Origin of the sequence: Pseudomonas sp. B37(2017) (genome assembly GCF_002112885.1) — a bacterium.
Lineage (GTDB): Bacteria > Pseudomonadota > Gammaproteobacteria > Pseudomonadales > Pseudomonadaceae > Aquipseudomonas > Aquipseudomonas paraglycinae.
The window spans coordinates 450,147-474,010 of sequence record NZ_NEIX01000002.1 but is presented as its reverse complement, the minus strand read 5'-3'; the positions used below and the strand labels follow the sequence as shown (position 1 = coordinate 474,010).

At 61.3% G+C, this 23,864-nt stretch carries 16 protein-coding genes; all 16 read right to left on the bottom strand.

Translation table 11 applies throughout. The features are described from left to right. Position 1: 1 nt before the first annotated feature. Positions 2-1,075 (bottom strand): class I SAM-dependent methyltransferase, encoded by a 1,074-nt coding sequence (locus CAF90_RS08735; protein WP_085605752.1) that lies wholly within the window; start codon positions 1,073-1,075, stop codon positions 2-4. After that, complete coding sequence (locus tag CAF90_RS08730; RefSeq protein WP_085605750.1) at positions 1,072-1,923, bottom strand: NAD(P)-dependent oxidoreductase; 852 nt, start codon at positions 1,921-1,923, stop codon at positions 1,072-1,074. Before CAF90_RS08730 ends, CAF90_RS08735 begins: the two co-directional genes overlap by 4 nt. Beyond that, positions 1,920-3,146 (bottom strand): class I SAM-dependent methyltransferase, encoded by a 1,227-nt coding sequence (locus CAF90_RS08725; RefSeq protein ID WP_085605748.1) that lies wholly within the window; start codon positions 3,144-3,146, stop codon positions 1,920-1,922. The genes CAF90_RS08730 and CAF90_RS08725 overlap by 4 nt, the downstream gene beginning before the upstream one ends. After that, positions 3,143-3,703 carry a dTDP-4-dehydrorhamnose 3,5-epimerase gene (rfbC, locus tag CAF90_RS08720; protein ID WP_085605746.1) on the bottom strand — a complete coding sequence of 187 codons (561 nt, stop codon included), beginning with the start codon at positions 3,701-3,703 and terminating at the stop codon, positions 3,143-3,145. The genes CAF90_RS08725 and rfbC overlap by 4 nt, the downstream gene beginning before the upstream one ends. Beyond that, complete coding sequence (gene rfbG / locus CAF90_RS08715) at positions 3,700-4,782, bottom strand: CDP-glucose 4,6-dehydratase (protein ID WP_085605744.1); 1,083 nt, start codon at positions 4,780-4,782, stop codon at positions 3,700-3,702. Before rfbG ends, rfbC begins: the two co-directional genes overlap by 4 nt. Next, positions 4,764-5,537 carry a glucose-1-phosphate cytidylyltransferase gene (rfbF, locus tag CAF90_RS08710; RefSeq protein ID WP_085605742.1) on the bottom strand — a complete coding sequence of 258 codons (774 nt, stop codon included), beginning with the start codon at positions 5,535-5,537 and terminating at the stop codon, positions 4,764-4,766. Before rfbF ends, rfbG begins: the two co-directional genes overlap by 19 nt. A gap of 246 nt (positions 5,538-5,783) precedes the next feature. Further along, entirely contained in the window at positions 5,784-7,817 is a 2,034-nt protein-coding gene (locus tag CAF90_RS08705; RefSeq protein WP_085605741.1) for a calcium-binding protein, read from the bottom strand. Between the two features lie 97 nt (positions 7,818-7,914). Continuing rightward, positions 7,915-11,511, bottom strand: coding sequence for a calcium-binding protein (locus tag CAF90_RS08700; RefSeq protein ID WP_085605739.1), 3,597 nt, complete (start codon positions 11,509-11,511; stop codon positions 7,915-7,917). Positions 11,512-11,739: 228 nt separating this feature from the next. Continuing rightward, positions 11,740-15,336, bottom strand: a complete 3,597-nt coding sequence (locus tag CAF90_RS08695; RefSeq protein WP_085605737.1) for a glycosyltransferase — start codon at positions 15,334-15,336, stop codon at positions 11,740-11,742. A 117-nt stretch (positions 15,337-15,453) separates the two neighbouring features. Further along, complete coding sequence (locus tag CAF90_RS08690) at positions 15,454-17,025, bottom strand: flagellar hook-associated protein 3 (protein WP_085605735.1); 1,572 nt, start codon at positions 17,023-17,025, stop codon at positions 15,454-15,456. Between the two features lie 13 nt (positions 17,026-17,038). Continuing rightward, positions 17,039-19,084 carry a flagellar hook-associated protein FlgK gene (flgK, locus tag CAF90_RS08685; protein WP_085605733.1) on the bottom strand — a complete coding sequence of 682 codons (2,046 nt, stop codon included), beginning with the start codon at positions 19,082-19,084 and terminating at the stop codon, positions 17,039-17,041. 21 nt (positions 19,085-19,105) lie between these two features. Continuing rightward, positions 19,106-20,398 (bottom strand): flagellar assembly peptidoglycan hydrolase FlgJ, encoded by a 1,293-nt coding sequence (gene flgJ / locus CAF90_RS08680; protein WP_085605731.1) that lies wholly within the window; start codon positions 20,396-20,398, stop codon positions 19,106-19,108. Between the two features lie 11 nt (positions 20,399-20,409). Continuing rightward, positions 20,410-21,498: a flagellar basal body P-ring protein FlgI gene (locus CAF90_RS08675; protein WP_039765528.1), complete on the bottom strand. Its 1,089-nt coding sequence runs from the start codon at positions 21,496-21,498 to the stop codon at positions 20,410-20,412. Between the two features lie 27 nt (positions 21,499-21,525). Next, a complete protein-coding gene (flgH, locus tag CAF90_RS08670) occupies positions 21,526-22,221 on the bottom strand; it encodes a flagellar basal body L-ring protein FlgH (RefSeq protein WP_085605729.1) in 696 nt (231 codons plus the stop codon). 53 nt (positions 22,222-22,274) lie between these two features. Further along, positions 22,275-23,060 carry a flagellar basal-body rod protein FlgG gene (flgG, locus tag CAF90_RS08665; protein WP_007958342.1) on the bottom strand — a complete coding sequence of 262 codons (786 nt, stop codon included), beginning with the start codon at positions 23,058-23,060 and terminating at the stop codon, positions 22,275-22,277. 45 nt (positions 23,061-23,105) lie between these two features. After that, positions 23,106-23,846, bottom strand: coding sequence for a flagellar basal body rod protein FlgF (locus CAF90_RS08660; RefSeq protein WP_007958343.1), 741 nt, complete (start codon positions 23,844-23,846; stop codon positions 23,106-23,108). Between the last annotated feature and the right edge of the window lie 18 nt (positions 23,847-23,864).

Sequence of the window (23,864 nt, the reverse complement as noted above, 5' to 3'; positions counted from 1 at the left end):
GTCACTGGAACGAAGCGCTGTCGACGGCGTGATAGACGTAACGTCCACCGGTCATCCGCTTGATCTCTTCGAGGTAATTGGAATTCATCACAAACAGGTTGGCGCCCTCGGGCAAGGCGTCCATCGCCTCTTGCGGCGAGGACACCCGGGCACCGCTCAGGGGCAGGTAACGCCCCTGCTTGGCCGGGTTGATATCGACCACGCGATCCACCGCCACGCCGGCGCGTTGCAGGAACAGCGAATAGATCACGCCTTTGGACGAGGCGCCCCAGATCGCCGAACCCTGCTCGGGCGCGCCCTGGATGATCTGCACCGCGCGCTCGAGGCTGGCGGTGAAATCGTCCGGCAAGGCCAGACGCGGCACCGGTTGTTCCGGGGTCAGGCGCAACGTGGCGAGGTCAGCGACGATGTACAGGTACTGGCCGCCGAACAGGTGACCGGCCTCGTGCACGGTGCCGAACATCCGGCGCAGGTCATCGAGGCGGAAGTAATTGACGTGCTCGTAGAACAGGTCGAACCAGGCGCGGTGTTCGAGGATCCAGTCGAAGCACGGCACTTCGATGTAGATCTGCCCACCGCCCTGATTGGCTTCGGCGATCACCGCCAGAAAGCTCAGCGGATCCTGAATATGTTCCAGCACATGACGCAGCACGATGGCGTCTGCCTCAAGGCCCAGGCCTCGGGTGAACGGGGCCTTGATCACGTCGGCGTTCTCGCCTTCGTAGGCCGGGTCGATGCCGGTGATCTGGTAGCCCAGGCCTTTGAGCAGCTCCAGGAAATAGCCTTTGCCGCAGCCGACTTCGATCAGTTCCTGACCCTTGAAGTGCCGGGCAATGATGCCTTCGACATCGCTCAGGTGCTTCTGGAACTGGCCGGAATGCGCCTGTTCGTTCTGGTAGTCGGCGTCGTAGCTGAGCTTGTCGGCGTCGAACGCCGCATTGAAGATCAGACCGCTGCGCTCATCCTGCACCAGCAACAAGTCGGCGCTGGCCGATGCCTTCGCCGATTCGGGATCGGCAAAGGTGCGGTTCTGCAGCACCGGCAGGTCGGTGACCCGATACAACTCGTGCCTCATTGCGGCTCTCCCAATAACTGTTGCAAGCGCTCGGTCACCGCCCAGAACGCCAGCGGTTCGTGGGTCGGATACGGGTAATGGCCGAGGTTCAGGCCGATGGTCGCGCCGCGCTCACGCACGCGCTGTTCGACCAGCGCCCGCACCGAAACCGGCTGGCCGCTGGCGCAGTTGATCGTGCCGTCGAAATCGCGTTTGTGCAGGATCGCGGCGAGGTACGCGGTGGCCGTTTCAATCGCCAGGAAGTCCCGCAGCTGTTCACCGGCCGACATGTTGAACGTCGCATCGCCGGCATCGATTGCCCGGTCCAGCGCCGCCAACAGACTGTTGGGGTTCTGCCCGGCGCCGTGCAGGTAGAACAGCCGCGCCCATTGCAGGGTGAACGAATGCTCCTGCTGCAGATTCTGCAAAAACAGGTGCAGGGTGTGTTTGGCCAGACCGTAAGGATTGGCCGGCTGCGCGTCGTTCTGTTCCCTCAACGGGCCGCTCTGCATGCCGTATTCGAAGCAGGTGCCGGTCACCAGCACCTGCGTCACGCCCGCCTCTACCGCGCCTTTGATGAAGCGATAGTCGGCCATCAGGTTGTGCTCGAAATGGAACAGCGCCCGATAGTTCGGCAACCCCGGCCAGGCCAGGTGCGCGAGTGCATCGACGCCCTTGGTCAGCGCCGCGACATCCAGATCCGTCGCGTGAATATCCGCGCTCACGAACTCGACGTCATTGATCCACGGCATGTCCGCGGCTTTCTGCGCGTCGCGCGCAACCGCCCGCACCGTGCAGCCACGGGCCAGCAACGCTGCGACCAGATGCCGACCGACGAAACCCGTGGCCCCGGTGACCAGAACCTTCACAGCACGCTCAACTCAGGCACGGCGATCACGAAGCGACCGTCCCACTCACGCACCTGGGCCAGTTGCTGACTGACTTCGTGCAACAGGTTCCATGGCAGCACCAGCACGTAATCCGGCTTCTCGATATCGATCTGCGCCGGCGCGACAATCGGGATGCGGCTGCCCGGCATGAACTTGCCCTGCTTGTGCGGGTTGGCATCGGCGACCCAGGCCAGCAGATCGGGTTTGACCCCGGCGTAGTTGAGCAAGGTGTTGCCCTTGGCAGCGGCGCCGTAGCCGACCACACGCTTGCCATCGGCCTTGGCCTGCAACAGGAAACGCAGCAGGTCGTGCTTGATGCGTTCGGCAGCCGGCGCCAGCGTCGCGTAGTACCCGGTGGTTTTCACGCCGGCGTCGAGCTCGGCCTGCAACTGCTGTTGCACGGCCGGCTGCACGACGCGGCGTTCGCCGTCCTTGCGCTGGACGAACACCCGCAGCGATCCGCCATGGGTGGTCAGCTGGCTGACGTCGAACACTTCCAGGCCGTTGCGCTCGCACAGCGTTTGTACGGCGGTTAACGACAGGTACGAATAGTGTTCGTGATACAGCGTGTCGAACTGCGCGCCGGCCATCAGCGTCAGCAGTTGCGGGAATTCGAAGGTGGCGACGCCGGTCGGTTTGAGCAGCTTGGCGAAACCGCCAAGGAAATCGTTGATGTCCGGCACGTGAGCGAGCACGTTGTTGGCGGCCATCAGGTCGGCGGCCCAGCCTTCGCTTTTCAGCTGGGCGGCGGTGTCGCGACCGAAGAACAGTTCACGGATCTCCAGGCCTTTTTCCCGTGCCGCCTGCGCGGTGCTGCGGGTCGGCTCGACGCCCAGGCACTGGATGCCGCGACCGGCCACGTATTGCAGCAGGTAGCCGTCGTTGGCCGCGACTTCCACCACGCGGCTGTCGGCGGTCAGGCCGAAGCGCTCGACCATCTCGGCCACATAACGCTCGGCGTGGGCCAGCCAGGTGCTGGAGAACGAACTGAAGTAGGCGTACTCGGCGTCGAACAGGCTGTCGGCGCTGGTGTAATCCTCGGTCTGCACCAGCCAGCACTCTTGGCACACGGCGACCTTCAGCGGCACCCATTGTTCGGCCTGCTCCAGCCGATCGGCATGCACATAGGCGTTGGACGGTGGCGAGGTGCCGAGGTCGATCAGCGGCAGGCTCAGCGGTGCGGCGCACCCACGGCAGTTCATAGACGCACTCCAGCAAAGTGTTGATCGAGCGCGGGATGGCTGGAATCACGCGCTGACAATTTATTGACAGGCAACGGCCAGGCAATCGCCAGCCGTGGATCGTTCACCGACAGACCGCCCTCGTGCTCCGGCGCGTAATCGGCGCTGTGCAGGTAAAGCAGTTCGGCATCTTCGGTGAGGGTCTGGAAACCGTGGGCGAAGCCGGCCGGAATCAGCAGGCTGCGTCCGTCGCCGGCCTTCAGGTGCTCGGCGTGCCAGTGCAGGAAGGTTTCCGAGTCCGGGCGCAGGTCTACCGCCACGTCCCACACCTCACCGCGCAGGCAGGTGATCAGTTTGGCTTCCGGCGCGTTGGCATTCTGGTAATGCAGACCGCGCACACTGCCCTTCTCGCGGGTGCAGGAATGGTTGATCTGGCGGATGTGAAATTCACTGCCGAACGCCTTCAGGCTGCCTTCGCAGAACAGCCGGGCGAAGTGCCCGCGCTGATCTTCGAAGCGTTTGTGCTGGACGCTGAACAACCCGGCCAGCGGCAACGGTTTCAAGGAAAACTCGCTCACAGCGCGCCCCGGTACAGGTTCAGTTGGCCGAGGGTCACGGTGCGCATGTCATCGCCGTTCTGCCACGCCAGGTGCCAGTCGAGGGTCTGGGTCAGGCATTGCTGCAACGACCAGCGCGGCTGCCAGCCCAACACCTGACGGGCGCGGCTGCTGTCCAGGCGCAGCAGACCAGCTTCGTGCAGGTCACTCTTTTCGAGGCGCAGGCCACGGGCCTGAGGCCAGCGGTTGGCGAGCAGTTCGACCACTTCGCCGACGCTGCACATGTCCGTTTCACCCGGGCCGAAGTTCCACGCACCAGCGTATTCCGGGCCTTCTTCATAGAGCCCGGCGGCCAGTTGCAGGTAGCCGGCCAGCGGCTCCAGCGCGTGCTGCCACGGGCGCACGGCTTGCGGGTAACGCAGGGTCACCGGCTCGTCTGCCGACCAGGCTTTCAGGACATCGGGAATCAGCCGTTCAGGGGCGAAATCACCGCCGCCCAACACGTTGCCGGCCCGCGCAGTGGCCAGCGCCAGACCGTGCTCGGCGTACTTGTCGGCCGGGAAGAACGATGCCGCGTAAGACTGCGCCAGCAACTCGCAGCACGCCTTGCTGCTGCTGTAAGGGTCGTGTCCACCGAGGGCTTCGTCCTCGCGGTACGGCCACAGCCATTCCTTGTTGGCGTAGACCTTGTCGGTGGTCACCAGCACGCAGGCCCGCACGCAACCGACCTGACGAATCGCTTCGAGCAGATTGAGGGTGCCCATGACGTTGCTGGAATAAGTGCCGAGCGGATCGCGATAGCCTTCGCGCACCAGCGGCTGAGCCGCCAGGTGCAGAACGATTTCCGGCTCGGTGTCAGCGATGATCTCAAGCAAGGCGCCGAGGTCACGCAGGTCGCCGCGCTGATCGTTGATGCCTTCGTTCACGCGCGCCAGTTCGAACAGGCTCGGCTCGGTCGACGGATCGAGGGAAAAACCGCTGACTTGCGCGCCGAGGCTTTGCAGCCACAGGGTCAGCCAGCTGCCCTTGAAACCGGTGTGACCGGTGACCAGAACCCGCTTGCCGCGCCAGAACTCAGGACTCAGGCCCATTGCTTCCATGGGGCCTCCCCGCTCTGCCACAGTGCTTCGAGATGGTTCTTGTCGCGCAGGGTGTCCATTGGATGCCAGAAACCTTCGTGTTCGAAGGCTTTGAGTTGTTCGTCCTGGGCCAACTGAGCCAGGGGCTCCGCTTCCCAGGTGGTTTCGTCACCGGCGATGTACGACAGGACTTTTGGCGACAGCACGAAGAAGCCGCCATTGATCCAGCCGCCGTCGCCGCGCGGTTTTTCGGTGAAGCCGAGGACCTGATCGCCATGGCGCTCAAGGGCGCCGTAGCGGCCCGGCGGCTGCACGGCGGTGACGGTCGCCAGACGGCCGTGACCCTTGTGGTAGTCAACGAGTTGCGCAATGTTGATGTCGGAGACGCCGTCGCCGTAGGTGAAGCAGAACGCCTCTTCATCCTTGAGGTAACGGCCGGCACGCAGCAGACGGCCACCGGTCATGGTTTCCTCGCCGGTGTCGATCAGGGTGACGCTCCACGGCTCGCTGTAGTTCTGGTGCACGTCCATGCGGTTGTTGCGCATGTCGAACGTGACGTCGGAGGTGTGCAGGAAGTAGTTGGCGAAGAAGTCCTTGATCGCGTAGCCCTTGTAGCCGAGGCAGATCACGAAGTCGTGGATTCCGTGGGCGGAATACTGCTTCATGATGTGCCAGAGAATTGGCTTGCCGCCGATCTCGATCATTGGCTTGGGCTTGAGGTGCGACTCTTCACTGATGCGCGTGCCGAGGCCACCCGCCAAAATAACTGCCTTCATCGTCTCCCCTCTTCTACGTCACAGGGCTCGGCCTCGCTGTTGCAGGCCTTTGCGGCTGAACCTTTGCCAGTCCGGGCGCAGGTGAATGACCGCGAGCGCTCGTTTTATGGCGATTTGAGGGGGACTTGCAGGAAACGCGCCAGCTCCGCCAGCACCGCGTCGGCGAGGAAATGCAGGCATGAAAAAAGGGATGAATCCGTTGCCGGACTCATCCCTTCATCAAGCTACTTCAATCAATCGGGCGGATCAGCCAAACATCGCGAACCCATCGATCGTGGCCGGCAGGTCGTAGACCTGACCGTCAGCGGTCTGCAGATGCTCGATTTTGTTGTACCCGGCATACCCGGGATACCCGGCAGACTCGGCGTACCAGCCTTGCAGTTTCACGCCGCTGTCGGGAACGCCGACGCTGCCGTCGTTGGTGCCATGCAGATAGGCGTCATCACCGATGCGAGTGACGTTCAGCTGGCTGAGATTGGCGACAGTATTCAGGATCAGCGTGTCATTGAGGTCCCAGCCTTCGTCCTGAATCGTTACCAGCCCGGTGGTGTTCACGATGTAGGTATCGTCACCCATACCGCCCAGTGCGATGCCGCCAGTGCCCGATTGCCCCGGGAGATTGAGGTTCAGCACGTCGTTGCCGCTGCCACCGGACAACAGATAGCTATTGCCGGTGCCGGTGAGCACGTCATAACCGTCATCACCAAAGGCACTGCCGTCGTGGACCGTGATGGTGTCACTGCCCTGATCACCGTGGGCCACTGTACCCAGGTCATTCACGGCGCTGACGATAACATCATCGCCCGAGCCGCCAGACAGCGTGTCGGCCTGCGCGACATCTCCATCGAGACCTGATTTCAGTCCGCCGTAGAGGTGATCGTTGCCATCGTTGCCATTGATCACATCGTCGCCGTTGCCACCTTCCAGGATCGCGTCCTCGCGGCCGGCATCCATCACATCGTTGAAACGACTGCCTTGCAGACCTTCGACGTCGTAATACATGTCCCCTTCAGCTGTACCGTTCTGGCCAATCCTCCACAGGTTGACCACCACACCCGTATCGCTGTCGTCATAGCTGACGATGTCCGTTCCCGCGCCACCGATGAAGACATCCCGTCCGGCGCCACCGTAGAACAGGTCATTGCCGCTGCCGCCGAAGATGTGGTTGTCGGAATCGTTGCCATAACCGGTGAAATCGGCCGTGCCGGTGTAGGTCATTTTCTCGATGAACGGGTCCATTTTCATGACCGACAGGCTGGTGTACAGCTCGTCATAACCCATGCCTGAGTCTGACTCGATGATGGTCACACCCTCGCTGTTGATCGTGTAGACGTCGCTGCCCCAGCCACCTTCGAATGTCACGCCACCGGAGTTGGCGGTGAAGTGATCGTCCAGGTTCGTTCCGACAACCTTTTCCACATTGATAAAGGTGTCGCCTTCGGCGTAACCGCCGGAACCGAAGCCCTTGCCATCACGAAACTCGATACTGACCGCATCGTTGGAAGGGCTGTAATCGACGGCGTCAAAGCCATCGGCACCGTCCATGACCATCGTGCTTGCGCCCGCGAAGATCACATCGTTGAAGTTCGAACCCTGCACGGCCTCGATGCTCGAGTAGGTATCGCCCCATGCAATGCCGGTGGCGCCCCAAATGCTGGAGAGTTCGATACTGACGCCTTCAAGGCTGTCGGTGTAGCTGACGGTGTCGAATCCTTCACCGCCAAAGAACTGATCGCCACCGTCACCGCCCCACAGAATGTCATTGCCGGCACCTGCGATAATCACGTTCGCCCCGGCATTGCCGTAACCCTTGAAGTCGCCGGTGCCAGTGAATGTCATCTTGTCGAGGAACGGGTCCATCTTCTGGATGTTGACGCTGGTGCGCAATTCGTCATAACCGCCGTACTCGTCTTCGATAATCGACACGCCTTCGCTGCCGACGATGTACACATCATCGCCGTTATCGCCTGCCAGCGTGACGCCGGCGATCGAACTGGCGAGGGTGTCACCGTGGGCGCTGCCGATGACTTTTTCGATGCCAACCAGGGTATCGACGGAGCCGCCCGCCTTGGAGACAGTGGCCAGTCCCTCGCGGAAATCGACGCTGACGCCTTGCGGCATCACCTGATAACTCACCGAATCGAACCCTTCTCCGCCATCCAGCAGATCGGACCCCGCGGTCCCCCAGATCTGATCATCCGACTCCAGTCCGTAGAGTTCGTCATTGCCTTCACTGCCGCTCATGAGGTCGGCTTCACTCGTTCCATAAATCACTGACATCTGCTACTTCCTTGCGTGGTTGAAAACCGGTTTGATCCCTCAGCTGCCGAGTGCACACCTGCAGCCGCATTGCGATTGCAGGTGTGCGATTCAGTGGTCAGCCAAACATCGCGAACGCATCACTGTTAGCCGGCAGATTGATGGTCTGCTTATCGGCTGTCACGATCTGCTCGATGGTGTCGGAACCGGCAAACCAGTCCTTCAGGCGCACGCCCTCGTCTGGCGTCTGACCGGCTGAAACGCTGTAACGGTGCAGATAGAGGTCATCGCCGACACGGTCGACTTGCAGTTCCGAAGCGCGAATGTACGACAGCACAATCTTGTCGCCACGGCTGGTGCCGTTGTCCTGAAGGGTGACCAATGCCGAAGTGTCGATTGTGTAGGTATCGTCACCTTCACCACCGAAGGCCGAACCGCCGGACTTCAGTATCAGATTGTCATTGCCTTCACCACCGTCGGCCATGCCATGAAACACGGTGATGGTGTCATCGCCCGCTTCGCCATACGCGCGGCTGCCGGTGTCGTTGGCCGCGGTGAGAATCGTGTCGTTGCCATTGCCGCCGTAGAGCGTGTCAGCCTGAGCTCCTGCATTGGGTGCCGAACTGGCTAACGGCCCGGCCACGGAAACCAGGCCTCCATAAATGAAGTCGGCACCATCGCCGCCATAAATCACGTCGTTGCCGGTGTTGCCCTCAAGAAAATCGACGGCCGAACTTCCGGTCAACGTATCGTTGAATTGGCTGCCGATCACTCGCTCGATATTGAGCAGCACATCACCTTGAGCATCGCCGCCTTCGTTGACGCTGGTCTGCAGATTGATGTTCACAGCGGCCTTGCTGTTGATGTACCAGGCGGTGTCATGCCCTTCACGCCCATCGATCAGGTCCGCACCGGAGCCACCGATGAAGTTGTCACCGAATGCCGTTCCGGACAGGGTGTCGTTGAAATTGCTGCCCTGGAAAAACTCGATTCCGGTGTAGGTATCGCCGGCCGCGTCACCCGCATTGACCTTGGTTTTCAAATCAATGGTGACAGCGCTATCGGATTGCTCGTAGCTGACCATGTCCATGCCCAGCAACCCGTCAAAGGCCATGGCCGCGCTGTCAGCGATGAAAATGTCATCGGCTATCGTGCCGCTCAATCCCTCGATGCTGACGTAGGTATCACCGGCTGCAATCCCGGAGTGGATCCCGGTTTTCAGGTTGATGGTCACGCCGATGGTGGTGTCGGTGTAGCCGACCGTGTCGAATCCGGCTCCACCGATGAACCGGTCGGCACCGGCACCGCCATAGAGCGTGTCGTTGCCGGAACCGCCGGTGATGATGTTGTCGATCGCATTGCCGTAGCCCGTGAAGGCGCCAGTACCGGTATACGTCAGAATTTCGACGTTAGCCCTCAGACTTTGCTGTCCGAATGTCGTACGCACCTCGTCAATGCCACCGTCGACCTTCTCGATCACCTCGCTGACATTGGTGCCATTGATGTAATAAACATCGTCACCCGCACCGCCTTCCAGGGTCATGGTCCCGCCCGCGACATAGAACGTGTCGTTGAACGCTGTGCCGATCACCTTCTCGATGTTGGTCAAGGTGTCGCCCTGAGCATCTCCACCGATGCCGGCACGGCCGGTGCCACTGGCTACGAGTTCGATGTTGATCGCTTCAGCAGACGTTGAATAATCCACCGCATCTGCCAGCCCGTCACTACCGTCAAAAGCAAACACCCGGCTGTCGGCAACAAAGATGTCATTGACGCTCGATCCCTTGATCACCTCGATGTCGGTGTAGGTATCCCCCGCTGCAATCCCGGAATTGACCCCGGTCTTGAAGTTGAGCGTTACACCCACGGTGCTGTCGGTGTAGTCCACGGTGTCTCTGCCCGCACCACCGATGAATTGGTCCGCGCCAGCGCCGCCCTGGAAAATATCGTTACCGATGCCGCCCGTGATGATGTTATCGCTGGCGTTGCCAAATCCGGAAAAGTTGACGGTTCCGGTATAGGTCAGTCGTTCGACGTTGGCCGACAGGTATTGAACTTCATAATTGGTACGGACCTCGTCATTTCCGCCGCCAGCCTGCTCGATCACCGTGGCGACCCGCGTACCGTTGATGATGTAAACATCGTCACCTGCACCGCCTTCGACGGTCACGGTCGCGCCCGCGACGTTGAACGTGTCGTTGAAGGCCGTGCCAATCACCTTCTCGATGCTGGTCAAGGTATCGCCCTGAGCATCACCACCGATGCCGGCACGACTGGTGCCACTGGCTACGAGTTCGACATTGATCGCCTCGGCAGACGTCGAGTAATCCACCACGTCAGCCGCTCCGCCACTACCGTCAAAAGCAAACACCCGGCTGTCGGCAACAAAGATGTCATTGACGCTCGATCCCTTGATCACCTCGATGTCGGTGTAGGTATCCCCCGCTGCGATCCCGGAATTGACCCCGGTCTTGAAGTTGAGCGTTACACCCACGGTGCTGTCGGTGTAGTCCACGGTGTCTCTGCCCGCACCACCGATGAATTGGTCCGCGCCGGCGCCGCCCTGGAAAATATCGTTGCCGATGCCGCCCGTGATGATGTTATCGCTGGCGTTGCCAAATCCGGAAAAACTGGCGGTTCCGGTGTAAGTCAGTCGTTCGACGTTGGCCGACAGGTATTGAATTGCATAATTGGTACGGACTTCGTCATTTCCGCCTCCAGCCTGCTCGATCACCGTGCTGACAACGGTGTCGTTGATGATGTAGACATCGTCACCCGCACCGCCTTGCAGGACCACGGTACCGCCCGCCACATTGAACGTGTCGTTGAACGCGGTGCCGATCACCTTCTCGATGCCGGTCAAGGTGTCGCCCTGAGCATCACCACCGATGCCGGCACGGCCGGTACCATTGGTTACGAGTTCGACATTGATCGCCTCGGCAGACGTCGAATAATCCACCACGTCAGCCGTACCGGCGCCGCCGTCAAAAGCAAACACCCGGCTATCGGCGACAAAGGTATCGTTGCCGCTCGAGCCGAGGATTCGTTCAATGCCGGTGTAGGTATCGCCCGCCGCGATGCCGCTGTTGACACCGGTTTTCAGGTTGATGCTGACGCCGACAGTACTGTCGCCGTAGCTGGCGGTATCGATGCCGGCGCCACCGATAAATTGATCGGCGCCCGCGCCTCCATAGAACAGATCGTTACCGACACCACCGGTAATAATGTTGTCGCTGGCATTGCCCCAGCCGACGAATGCCCCGGTGCCGGTATAGGTCAGACGCTCGACGTTCGCGCTCAGGTAGATCTGGCCGAAGCTGGAACGCACCTCGTCGTCGCCACCACCTGCCTGCTCGATCACCGTACCGCCATTGTCGAGGATGTAGACGTCATTACCGGCGCCGCCTTCAAAGGTGAACGTGCCCTTCTGCGCCGTGAACGTGTCGTTGAATGCGCTACCGATAACCTTCTCGATATTGGTCAGGGTATCGCCCTGGGCATCGCCGCCGGTACTGGCAAGACCTGCAAGGTTTACATTGACCGCCGCTGAGGACGCCGAGTAATCGACGGTATCGGCGTTTCCATCACCACCATCGATCTTGTCAGCTCCGGCACTGCCCCTGATGAGATCATTACCCGCCAGACCGTTGATCTCATCATCACCCGAAGTACCGTTCAGCGTATCCGCGCCGCTTGTTCCGTTTATGACTGCCATCGTTTCTTCCTTGCCTTTGTATGAACCGGTACCTGTCAGCGTGGCGAACGCACTTGATCGCGGCGCACCGCTCGTTAAGCGAATCTGTTGATATCGACAGAAAAATCCCAACGCTTGAGTGCGCCGACAAAAAAAAGTATCGCGATTGATACAAATACGTTTTTTGCAGCGCAAAAAAACAGGCGACTCGAAAGTCGCCTGTTTTGCAGAGGGTCATGCGCGAGCGGATCAGTCCGCCAGCCAGCCCGCTTCCCAGTACCGCAGGTTGTCGCCGCGCAGTACGTAGTCGCGCAGTACGACTTCACGCAGCTCATCACCCATGCGATAGCTGGCGTCCGGGTCGGCCAGGTGCATGCGGATCGCTTGCAACCACTCATCCGTGGAGTTGGTCTTGATCCGCGTGCAAGGCAAATAACCGCGATAAGCCTCGGTGTCGGTGCAGATGACCGGGTAGCCGCAAGCGCCATACTCCAGCAGGCGCAGGTTGCTCTTGCAGTCGTTGAAGATATGGAACTCCAGCGGTGCCAGGGCCAGGTCGAGGTTGAGGCTGGCCAGTTTCGCCGGGTACACGTCGAGGCCGATCACGCCATGGAACTCATGCATGTACGGACGCAGATCGTCCGGGCACATGCCGAAGAACACCCAGTCGACCTCGTTCGCCAATTCGCGAACCACATCGGCGATGACAGCAAGGTCACCGTGGTGACTGGTGCCGCCACCCCAGCCGACCCGCGGTTTTTTCGACGTGCGGCGCTGGCTGCGCAGGTCTGACCACAGGTGTTTGGCCAACATGTTCGGAACAACGCGAATATCGTTGTGCATGCTCGACAGCGCATTACCCAGCGGTGCCGTGGACACCACGACCCGGTCGCACATGCCGATCGCACGACGTACCAGCGCCTCCATCTCATCCTTGCCCGGCATGTTGCGAATGTGGGCATTGCGATGGGGAACATGGATCACGTAATCGTCGAGCTCGTAGATCCGGCGGGCATTCGAATATTTTTGCAGGCTCGGAATCTCGTTGATCGGGCCTTCGGAATATCGTCCCTGCAAAATGATCACGTCCGGCGACTGACGCTCGACCTCAATGATCGTCGGCAGGTTGTAGTGAATACGCCCCAGCGCCCGGCCGGCCGCTTCCAGCTCGATCAGCGGTTGCGTCACGCGGTAGTGACCGATGGCCGATGCGTTGACCGGCAGTGCGAGGATTTTCGGCAACTGCGGCTGCGAAAACGGGCTCCAGCCCGTGCGCAACCCCGGATCGAGACGGAAGCTTGACCCGACAATCCCGTTCAATGACAGGTTGGCGTTGTACGCAGGATCGCGCGCCACAATCGGCAGCCAGCGCTTGTAGAAGACTTCCTGCTCCTGACTGTGCAACGCCACTTCAGCGTCGCTCGCCGCCACGACCGGCTGTGCGCCGAGTGCCAGTTGGGCGAATGGTGTCCAGACCACCAGATAGCCTTCCTGACCAACGCGCAGGCACAGGTCGACCTCGTGCAGCGACTGCGCCAGGTTCTGCTCGTCAAGCCCGCCGACCGCATCGAACACCGACTTGCGCACCATCAGGCAATCGCTGCCGACTGCGCTCAGATCCTGAGCGACCAGCAGTCGGTACATGTAACCCGTCGCGTGCATCGACTCGCCGTAAAACGGCACACCCGCCGGCCCTTGCAGGCCGAGAATCAGACCGGCATGCAACACCCGGCCATCCGGGTTGAAAATCTTGGCACCCACCACGCCGACTTCCGGGCGCTGTGCGTGATTGAGCATTTCCGCCAGCCAGTCACCGTGGGTGATCACGCTGTACGGATTGAGCAGCAGCACATACTCGCCACGAGCATGGCTGACCGTGACATTGCGCACCGCCGCCGCATTGTCCTGCAGCGGGCAGTCGAGGACGCGAATCCGCTCGCTGCCCAATTGCGACATGCCGTCAAACCAGGCCTTCGCCTCGGCGCTCTGGCTGCCGTTGTCGACCAGCAACAACTCATATTCGCCGTAGGTGGTTTTCTCCAGCAGACTCTCGACACAACGCTGAACGGCCGCCGTCTGATCCTTGCTGACGATGACAATCGACACCAGTGGCTGGCTGGCGTGGTGGTAGTTCACCCGATTGAGCAAAGCCGAACTGCCCCGACGGATCTCATGCGAGATGCCCAGACGGTGCAGGTGTGCTTCCAGCAATTGCGCGTTGTTGTCTGCCAGTTGCGGCTCCGACAGCCATTTGGCCAGATCGAATGCCGACTCCAGCAGAATCTCCGAAATGTGGCCGACCGCCTGCAAACCGTCGTTCTCGACCATGCGCAGCAATAAGTCGTGCGGCGCCAGTTCGCCAAGGGCGGAGTCGAAACCACCCAGCGTCAGGAAGCGTTCACGCTCGAATGCCAGCGCCCTGCCTACGTACGGATAGCTGCGCATCAGGTCCAGGTTGAAATCCGGCTTGAACACGGGCTCTGTGGATTCGCCCTGGCTCAACCCGCCTTCATCGCTGTACAGACACATCAGCGTGCGCGAAAGCGCAATGCGCTCAGCCATCACCAACAACGCCGGCACGACCAGACGATCACCGGCACGCAGCAGATAGAACCAGTCAGCGCCGTCCAGTTGCGGCAACAGTTCATTGAGCTGCTGGCGCCAGTCATCCTGTAGCGGCATGCGCACGACACGCTCATCCAACTGCGCTTCGCTGCACGATGCCGACAATACGAGGGTCAGCTCAGGCACATACTCCTGGGCTGCGAGCGATTGAAGCGTCAACTCCAGGGCAGAAACGCTGTCCTGCTCGTCGATGATCACCGGCACGATCTTCGGAATGCGCGGCCAGTTGGCCATCGTCTCCGGCAACAGCTCGCGCTGCCCTTCTGTCAGGCTTCGGCACGCCAGCCATTGTGCGTACAACTGAGCAAAACTGACGCTGGCGATACCGACGTGCCAATCCTGGGTCGTCTGCTTGGTGCCCAGAGTCCGGCTCAACGGCAACTCTTCCCAGACCCGAGGCGACTCCTGCGCCTTGGTGACCGGCAAATAACGCACCCAGCCCGGCGCAGGCGCTGACTCGCCGCTGCGAGCCTTGAGCATCTGGGTCAACCATTGCCGTTCGACCATTGTCGCATCGCGCATCGCTTGCTGAGCGCTCAAGCGCTCGGGGTACAGGCGCTCGACGCTCAGAATGTGATTGGACACCACCATGTTGGCGCGACGCAGCAGGCACACATACAACGCAAAATCCAGGGAAGCGACAAAACAATGGCCCGGCTGTGTCAGGGCCGGCAGCAGCTCCAGCACATCGGCTCGACGGAACAGGGCATTACTGAAGCCGCCAAGAATATTGACCGGGAAGTTTTCGAAAATGGCCAGCAGGTCTTCGCCCTTGAACAGGCCGGACACCGGAGACAGCGGAGTATTTTCCAGACGCGAAGGCAGCGGCAGATCGTCGGCATCCCAGAACAGTCGCTGGGCCAACACCAGATTGACATCTTTCTGATCGATGAGCGTTTGTGCCTGACTTTCGATGCACGTGATAAACAACTGATCGTCGTCGCACAGGAACTTGATGAACTCACCCTGCGCCTGTTCCAGGCACGCCTGGAAGTTGCCGACCATCCCCAGAGTGTGCGGATTACGCACATAGCGCACGGCAAACCCGGTTCTTTCGACGGTCGATACGACAACCGCTTCGATCTCGTCGCCACGGCTGTCGTCGCAGACAATGATCTCGAGATTGCCGTAGCTTTGGCTCACGGCACTGTTCAAGGCCCGTTCGAAAAAACGCGGATTGAAGGCAGGGATGACGAGGCTGACAAGGGGAAGTGAATTCACGGCGGACTCGCAAGCGGCGGGAACCCGCCCGGAACAGCGAGCCCTTTGAAACCGCAAAAAAAAGACGATTGATACAGAGCGGTCAGAGCAAACGGGCGCTTGCGCGCCCGTTCAGGATCAGATCTTGTTGAACAGGCCCAACTGAGAGATTTTGCTGAACGCCAGTTGCGAGGCCTGCAGCATGGTCTGCTGCAAGGTCAGGCGGGTCATCACCTCGGCCGGATCCGAATCACGGATCGTGCCCTGGGTGGTGGCGTTTGCCAGCTGCAGGCTCTGGTTGGTGGTGCTCTGGTCGTCCAGCGACTGCCCGCGGGCACCGATGGAGGTCACCGCGCTGCCGATCTGGTTGGCGGCGCTGTCGATGTTGCCGAGACCGGCTTCCATGGCACCCTGGAATTTCTGCTTGGCCACCGGATCACCGTCGATCGGGGTGTTCAGCGCCGTGACCATCTGGCCCAGGGTGTCGAGCACGTTCTGGGTCTGGTGGTTGTTGGACTGGATCGAGAACTGGTCACCGGCCGCCGGCGTACCACCGAGGGCGAAGGTCACACCCGCTGCCGTGGCGTTGCCGCCAGCCACGGTACCCGACGAGATCGGCTTGCTGTCGGCAGTGACAGGCGCAGCGTACAGGTCGAACGCGGTGGCGCTGGTGAACTTCAGGACCGCGCCGCCGCCGGACGGGAAGGCCGCTGTGTAGGCCGCCTGGTCGGTCACGCTGGAACCGGTGATGACCGCGGTCGACGGGTTGCCCGGGCTGCGCGCGGTGGTAAACGAGTCCGGCGAAGCCGACAGCTGGAAGCTGTGGCCGGCAATGACTGCGTCCGGGTTGGTGTCGCCGGTCTTGAGGTTGATGTTCAACTTCATGTCGACGCCACGGAAGCTGACCGTCTGGTTCGCGCCGTTGCTGTTGCTGATCAGACCGTTCTGGCTGGCTTCGGCGGTCACGTCGTTGCCCAGGGCATCGGTGATCTTCAGCTGAGTGCTGCTGATGAAGTCCACGGTGTAAGGCTGACCGGCCGCAAACTTGGCGTTGTAGGTGGCGGCGGTGCCGATCGTACCGTTGGTCAGCACCACGCGACCGTCATCGACAGCCGGAGCCGTCATTGTGGTCTGGGTGCGGCTGGTGTTGATGGTCTGCTGGAACGCATCCCAACCAGTGGTGTTGGTGGCCACCGACAGGCCGTCGCCAATGCCCAGGTTGATCTGGGTCTGGTCACCGTTGTAGGTGTAGGTGCCATCGGCGTTCTGCGAGTACGGCGCGGTGTCGGTCTTCGAACCGGAGAACAGGTAGTTGCCGTTGGCATCCTTGGAGTTCATCAGGCCCAGCACTTGTTGCTGGATCTGGCTCAGTTCGGCGGCGTAAGCCTGACGGTCCTTATCGGTGGCGATGCCGTTGTTGGCGGCCAGACCGATTTCCTTCGCGCGCTGCAAAGCAGTGGTGATGGAGTTCAGTGTGGATTCCTGAACGGTCAGCGCGCTCTTGGTAGTGTCGATGTTGCCTTTGTACTGATCAAGCATCGCGGCCTGCTGGCCGAGCTTGAGCAAGCGACCGGCGCCGATCGGATCGTCGGCGGCGGTGTTGATGCGCTGCAGGCTGCTGGCTTCGTTCGCGGTCGCGACAGCCTTGCTGTAGTTGCGCTGATATTGAGCAGCTTGCGTCGCGTAATACTGAGCGGTGGAAATGCGCATGAATTACGACTCCTTAAAGACTGTTGATCAGCGTGGCGAAGGTTTCCTGCGCAGCTTTGATGATCTGCGAAGACGCTGTGTAGTACTGCTGATACTTGACCAGGTTGCCGGTCTCTTCGTCCAGGTTGACCTGAGACAGCGAATCACGCGCGCCCTGCGCCTGATCCAGAATGGCCGTGGTGGCTTCAATGTCGGACTTGCTTTGAGCAGCCTTGGTACCGACGTTGGTCACCAGCTTGTTGTAGGCGTCGGTCAGGCTGATGCCCTTGCTGCCCGAGCCGGTGTCCACGGTCTGCTTGGTCTGCAGGCCGACCAGCGCCTGGGCGTTGCGGTTGTCCGAAGACGCCGCGCCGGTCAGGCTCATGGTGAAGGTTTCGCCGGCTTTCGGCGTCGCGCCCACGGTGGTCTGCACGGTGAAGGTTTTCTGCACGTTCGGCGTGACGCTGGTGTCCATCACCGGAGCGCCGGTGGAGTCGACCATGCCGATCTTCAGGTTCAGGGTGTTGGCCTGCCCCGGCACGATGGTTCCGCTGCCGATGGTGTTGCCCTTGGCGTCGACCATGTTGTACGACTGGCTGCCGCTGGCGACTGCACCGAACACCAGTTTGACCGGGGTCGAATACTTGAGCGCGTTCTGCAACTCGGCCTGGGAAGTCGGGTTGTAGATGTCGATGGTGTCGGTCAGCGTCGGCTGGGTGTAAGTGCCGGAGTTGTTGGCACTGGCAACGCCGGTCAACGGTGCCGCCGCCGCGATTTTCTTCGGGTCGGTGAGCACGGTCTGGATGCTCGAGGCCGCGCCACGGGTCGGGGTCACCTTGAAGGTGTCACCGGCGCTCAGGGCACCGCCATTGAGGGCCAGAGTAAAGCCGTCGATCACCGGAGGCGGCGTGGTCGTGGTGCTGAACGAACCCATGTCGGTGCCGTCCGAGCGCTTGACCGTGTAGTTGGTCGCGCTGGTGAAAGTGACCTGGTAATCGTTGGTGGTCAGTTGGCCGGTGTCCTTGATGGTGACGTCAAGGTTGCCCGAACCCGCACTGTTGCCCGCCTGGGCAATGCTGCGCTGACTGATCAGCGCGGCACTGTTGATGTTGTTGAAAATCGCGGCGCCGAAGTCACCGTTCTTGTCGATGCCCTGGGCTTGCTGACGGTTGACCTGATCGGCGATCACCAGCGCTACACGGCCCAGTTCGTTGAGCGACGGGTCGAGCACTTCCTTGCGATAGCTCAGCAGACCGCCGATTTCGCCACCGCTGATCACCGAAGTGATGTCGATGGTGCTCGAACCGCGATCCATCTGGATGCCCATGCGCGACGGGTCATCCTTGCTCGGCACAGTGCTCAGGGTGTTGGTGGTGTTACCGACAACCAGCGGCTGACCGCTGCCGACGTAGACGTCGAAGCTGGTGCCGCGCTCGACGACCTGCGCGCCGACCAGTTGGGAGAGCTGGCGCACGGCTTCGTTACGGGTGTCGAGCAGATCGTTCGGCTGACCGCCGCTGGTGGAAATCTCGCCGATCTTCTGGTTGAGATTGGCAATCGAGGTGGCCAGCTTATTGACCTGGGCCGCCATGTCGCCAAGGTTGCCGTTGAGCGTGGTGTTCTGGTCGTTGAGCTGCTTGGCCAGGGCGTTGAAGCGGCTGGTCAGGGCTTGCGCGCCGGTCAGCACCGATTGACGGGAAGTGTCGTCGGTGGCCGAGGTCGATACGCCTTGCATCGAGGTAAAGAACTTCTGCAGCACGCCGGTCAGGCCGGTGTTGGTGTCGGACAGCGAGCCGTCCAGTGCGGTCGCCTGTGCGCCATAGGCGGCGGCTTCGCTGCTCAGCGAGGTGGCGGTGTGCAGCTGCGATTCGAGGTAGGAGTTGTACACCCGGCGCACGTCGGCGAGGGTCGTACCGGTACCGATGAACACGTTACCGTACTGAATCGAGGACTTGGTGCCCTGCACGGTTTGCTGGCGTGAATAACCGGCGGTGTCGACGTTGGCAATGTTGTTACCTGTCACAGCCAGAGAGGACGAACTCGCGGCCAACCCCGACATCCCGATATTGAGCAAACTCATGATTCAAACCTTACCTTGTGTTTATAAGGGCGTTGTTGAAACGCCGGCCGCAGCGTAGTTCTGATTGACCGTCATCTGCCTGGCAATCTGCGAAATCTTCGTCGCGTAGTTCGGGTCGGTCGCGTAACCGGCCTTCTGCAATTCGCGTACAAACTGTTCTGGGTTATCGGCCGACTTCAGCACATCTTGATAGCGATTATTGCTCTGCAGCAAAGTCACCAGATCGTGGAAGCTGTCCTTGTACGAGGCATAGGAACGGAACTCGGCCGTCTCCTTGACCATCTGCCCGTTGCGGAACTCACTGGTGATCGCCCGGGCCGAATCGCCCTTCCAGTTGCTGCTGGCCTTGATGCCGAACAGGTTGTGACTGCTGCTGCCGTCCTGGGCGCGCATGACCGATTTGCCCCAGCCGGTTTCCAGTGCAGCCTGAGCCACCAGATAACGCGGATCGACGCCAATGCGTGCGGCGGCTTCCTGGGCCATCGGCAGCATGGTGTTGACGAACTGGTCGGCGTTGCTGAACGCGCGCTTGGCCGGTGCCAACGGGATCTGCGCCATGGCGCGGCCGTAAATCTGCATCTGTCCGCCAGAGGCCTTGTCCGCCTCGGCGCGGTCCAGCCAGTCGCCGTTGTACAGCGGGCCGGAACCGGTGACAGCGGCGGTCGTGGCGCGTTGCGGCAGTTGAGTGGCCGCTGCCGGCGTGGCCGACGGCACCAGACCTGCGAGCAAGCGATCCGCCAGTTTCGGCGGCAACGCCAGACGACGCTGGTTGATCATTTCCATGTCATTGCGATGGGTCAGCTCGGTGTTCGGCGCATGCACCGAGCGCGACGCCCACAACGGACGCTCGCCATTGAGTCGCGACAACGGGCCATTGGTGGCCACGGTGCCGGCGGCAATCGGCGTGGCCACGGCAGCGGCCTTGGCCTTGGCTTCTTCCTGCTTGGCGGCGGATGCGGCTGCAGCCTCGCCCGGCGCCATCGGTTTGTTCTTCGACATCTGCTTGATTAGCACGTCGGCCAAGCCGATACCACCGCCCTCGCGAGACATGGAAACCGCCAGTTGCTGGTCGTACATTTCCTGATACTGCTTGGCGGCCGGCGTGTTGAGCGGGTTGTCCTGGCCCAGCGCTTCGGTGGCCGAACGCATCGACTTGAGCATTTCACCGAGGAACAGCGATTCGAACTCCTGCGCAACCTTGCGCATGTTTGCGTCGCTGTTCTTGTCGCCGACCTTGAGCTGGTTCAAGCGATTGAGGTCGGAGTACGAACCCGAATCGCTGCTGCTGACCAGACCGCTTTTGCGCATATCCATGGTCGCCGTCCTCAGATCACGATCAGGTCGGCTTGCAACGCGCCGGCCTGCTTCAGAGCTTCGAGAATGGCCATCAGGTCACCCGGCGCTGCGCCGACCTGGTTCACCGCCCGGACGATCTCGTCGAGGGTGGTGCCCGGGCCGAACTTGAACATCGGCTTGGCTTCCTGCTCGGCATTCACCCGCGAGCGCGGCACCACGGCGGTCTGGCCGTTGGACAGCGGACCCGGCTGGCTGACGATCGGGTCTTCGGTGATGGTCACGGTCAGGCTGCCGTGGGTCACGGCGGCCGGCGATACCTTCACGTTCTGGCCGATGACGATGGTGCCGGTACGCGAGTTGATGATGACTTTCGCCACGGCCTGACCCGGATCGACTTCGAGGTTTTCCAGGATCGACAGGTAGTCGACGCGCTGGCTCGGATCGAGCGGCGCGGTCACGCGGATCGAACCGCCGTCGATGGCCTGGGCGACGCCAGGGCCGAGCATGTCGTTGATCTTGTCGACGATGCGCTTGGCAGTGGTGAAGTCGGAACGGTTGAGGTTCAGCGTCAGGCTGTTGCCCTGGTTGAAACCGCTCGGCACCGAACGCTCGACCGATGCACCGCCAGGGATGCGACCGGCTGACGGAACGTTGACGGTGATCTTCGAACCGTCACGACCTTCAGCGTCGAAACCGCCGACCACCAGGTTGCCCTGGGCGATGGCGTAAACGTTGCCGTCGATACCCTTGAGCGGGGTCAGCAACAGAGTGCCGCCGCGCAGGCTCTTGGAGTTACCGATGGACGACACGGTGATATCGACCTGCTGACCCGGCTTGGCGAACGCCGGCAGATCGGCACTCACCGATACCGCCGCAACGTTTTTCAGCTGCACGTTGCCCGATCCCGGCGGCACCTTGATGCCGAACTGCGAGAGCATGTTGTTGAAGGTCTGCAGGGTGAACGGGGTCTGCGTGGTCTGGTCGCCGGTGCCGTTAAGACCGACCACCAGGCCATAGCCGATCAACTGGTTGGAACGCACGCCGGAAATGCTGGCGATGTCCTTCAACCGTTCGGCTTGTGCATTGAAGGCCGCCGACAACAGGAACGCGGCCACCATGAGACTTCTGAAATTCAACGTAGCCACCTAGAAAGGGAACAGCGGGCTGAGGAAGAAACGGTCGAACCAGCCTGGCTGACTCGCATCGGCGAACGAACCGGTGCCCGAGTAGGTGATGCGCGCATCGGCAACCCGGGTCGAGGACACGGTGTTGTCGGTGGCGATGTCATCGGCCCGCACGAGACCGGCGATCCGCACCAGCTCGTCGCCGGTGTTGAGGGTCATCCACTTCTCGCCACGCACGGCGATGATGCCGTTGGGCAGCACGTCAGCGACGGTCACGGTGATCGAGCCGGTCAGGGTGTTGCCCTGGGCGGCCTTGCTGTCACCTTTGGTCGCACGGTCGCCTTCGTAACTGGCGCTCAGGCTCAGGTCATTGCTGCCGATCGGGTTGTTGGTGGTCGCACTGCTGCCGAACAACGACGTCAGACCGATGCCGGTCTTGCTGTTCTTGGCCACCTGCGAGTTGGCGTTCTTGCTGGCCTGGGTCCGCTCGTTCAGGGTGATGGTGATGATGTCACCGACCCGGAACGCCTTGCGGTCGCTGTACAGGTTCTGCTCGAAACCGGCCTGATAGATCGAGCCGTTGTTGGCGGCCGACGGCAACGGTGTGCGCGGCAACACCGGGGCGTAGTAAGGATCATTGGGCTTGGGCGTCGGAGCGACGCAGCCCGCGAGCGAGACGACCCCACTCAATGCCACAACAGATACAAAGCGCTTCATGACCCTTACCTCACGGTGTTGCAGGCGACCTCATGGCCGCCTCATAGACTTGATTACAGATTCTGCGTTACGAACGAGAGCATCTGGTCGGCGGTGGAGATCACCTTGGAGTTCATCTCGTACGCGCGCTGGGTGGTGATCATGTTGACCATCTCTTCCACGGTGCTGACGTTGGAGGTTTCCAGGGTGTTCTGCAGGGTGGTGCCGAAACCGTTCAGGCCCGGAGTACCGACTTGCGGTGCACCGGAAGCGGCGGTTTCCAGGAACAGGTTGTTACCTACCGCTTGCAGACCGGCCGGGTTGATGAAGTCGGCGGTTTGCAGGTTGCCGATCACTTGCGAAGCGGCGTTGCCGGCAACGGTGATCGACACGGTGCCGTCACGGCCAACAGTGAAGGTCTGGGCGTTGTTCGGGATGACGATGGCCGGCTCCAGGGCGAAACCGCTGGCGTTGACGATCTGGCCGTTGGAGTCGAGGTGGAAAGTACCGTCACGGGTGTAGGACGTGGTGCCGTCCGGCTGCAGGATCTGGAAGAAACCGCGACCGTCGATGGCCATGTCCAGCGGCTGCTCGGTGGTTTGCAGGCTGCCGGCGGTGAAGTTTTTCTGGGTGCCGACGATGCGCACACCGGTACCCACTTGCAGACCCGACGGCAGTTCGCTGTCCTGGGTCGACTGGGCGCCTGGCTGACGCTTGATCTGGTACAGCAGGTCCTGGAACTCGGCGCGGTCACGTTTGAAACCCGTGGTCGACACGTTCGCCAGGTTGTTGGAAATGGTGGTCAGGTTGGTGTCCTGGGCGGACAGACCGGTTTTGGCAACCCATAGAGCCGGAAGCATTCGATTCTCCTCGTGCGCCTGTTTTACGGCGCGACGTTCTGATAATTAGCTGATCTGCAAGACCCGAGCCATGGCCTGGTCGTCGTCTTTGGCGGTGTTCATCATCTTGACGTGCAGTTCGAACTGCTTGGCCAGGGCCAGCACCGACGTCATTTCTTCCACGGCATTGACGTTGCTCGACTCCAGGAAACCCGACACCAGCTTGACGTTGGCATCGGCCGGCGCAGGCTGGCCGTCCTTGGTGTAGATCGAACCGTCCAGGCCCTTGTTCATGTTCTTGATGTCCGGGTTGACCAGCTTGATGCGGTCGACTTCGGCCATGACGCGCGGGCCCTCGCCCATCGCACGAATACTGATGGTGCCGTCTTCACCGACTTCCACCTGCTGCTCCGGCGGCACGGCGATCGGTCCGCCATTGCCCATGACCGGCATGCCGTTGCCGGCGCGCAACACGCCGAGGGCATCGATATTGAGGCTACCGGTGCGCACGTAGCTTTCACCGCCATTAGGGTTCTGCACGGCGATCCAGCCGTTGCCCGACACGGCGACGTCGAGGTCACGGCCGGTCTGCACCAGCGAGCCCGGCGTGAAGTCGGTGGCGGGCCGTTCGCTCATGGCAAACGCACGCGCCGGAAAGCTGTCACCGAACACCGGCATCGAACGCGCCTGTTCCAGGTCGCGCTGAAAACCGTTGGTGGAGATGTTCGCCAGGTTGTTGGCATGAGCCTTTTGCGCCAGTGCGTTCTGGCTGGCGCCGGTCATTGCCACATAAAGGTACTTGTCCACACTCTTTCCTCTGCATGC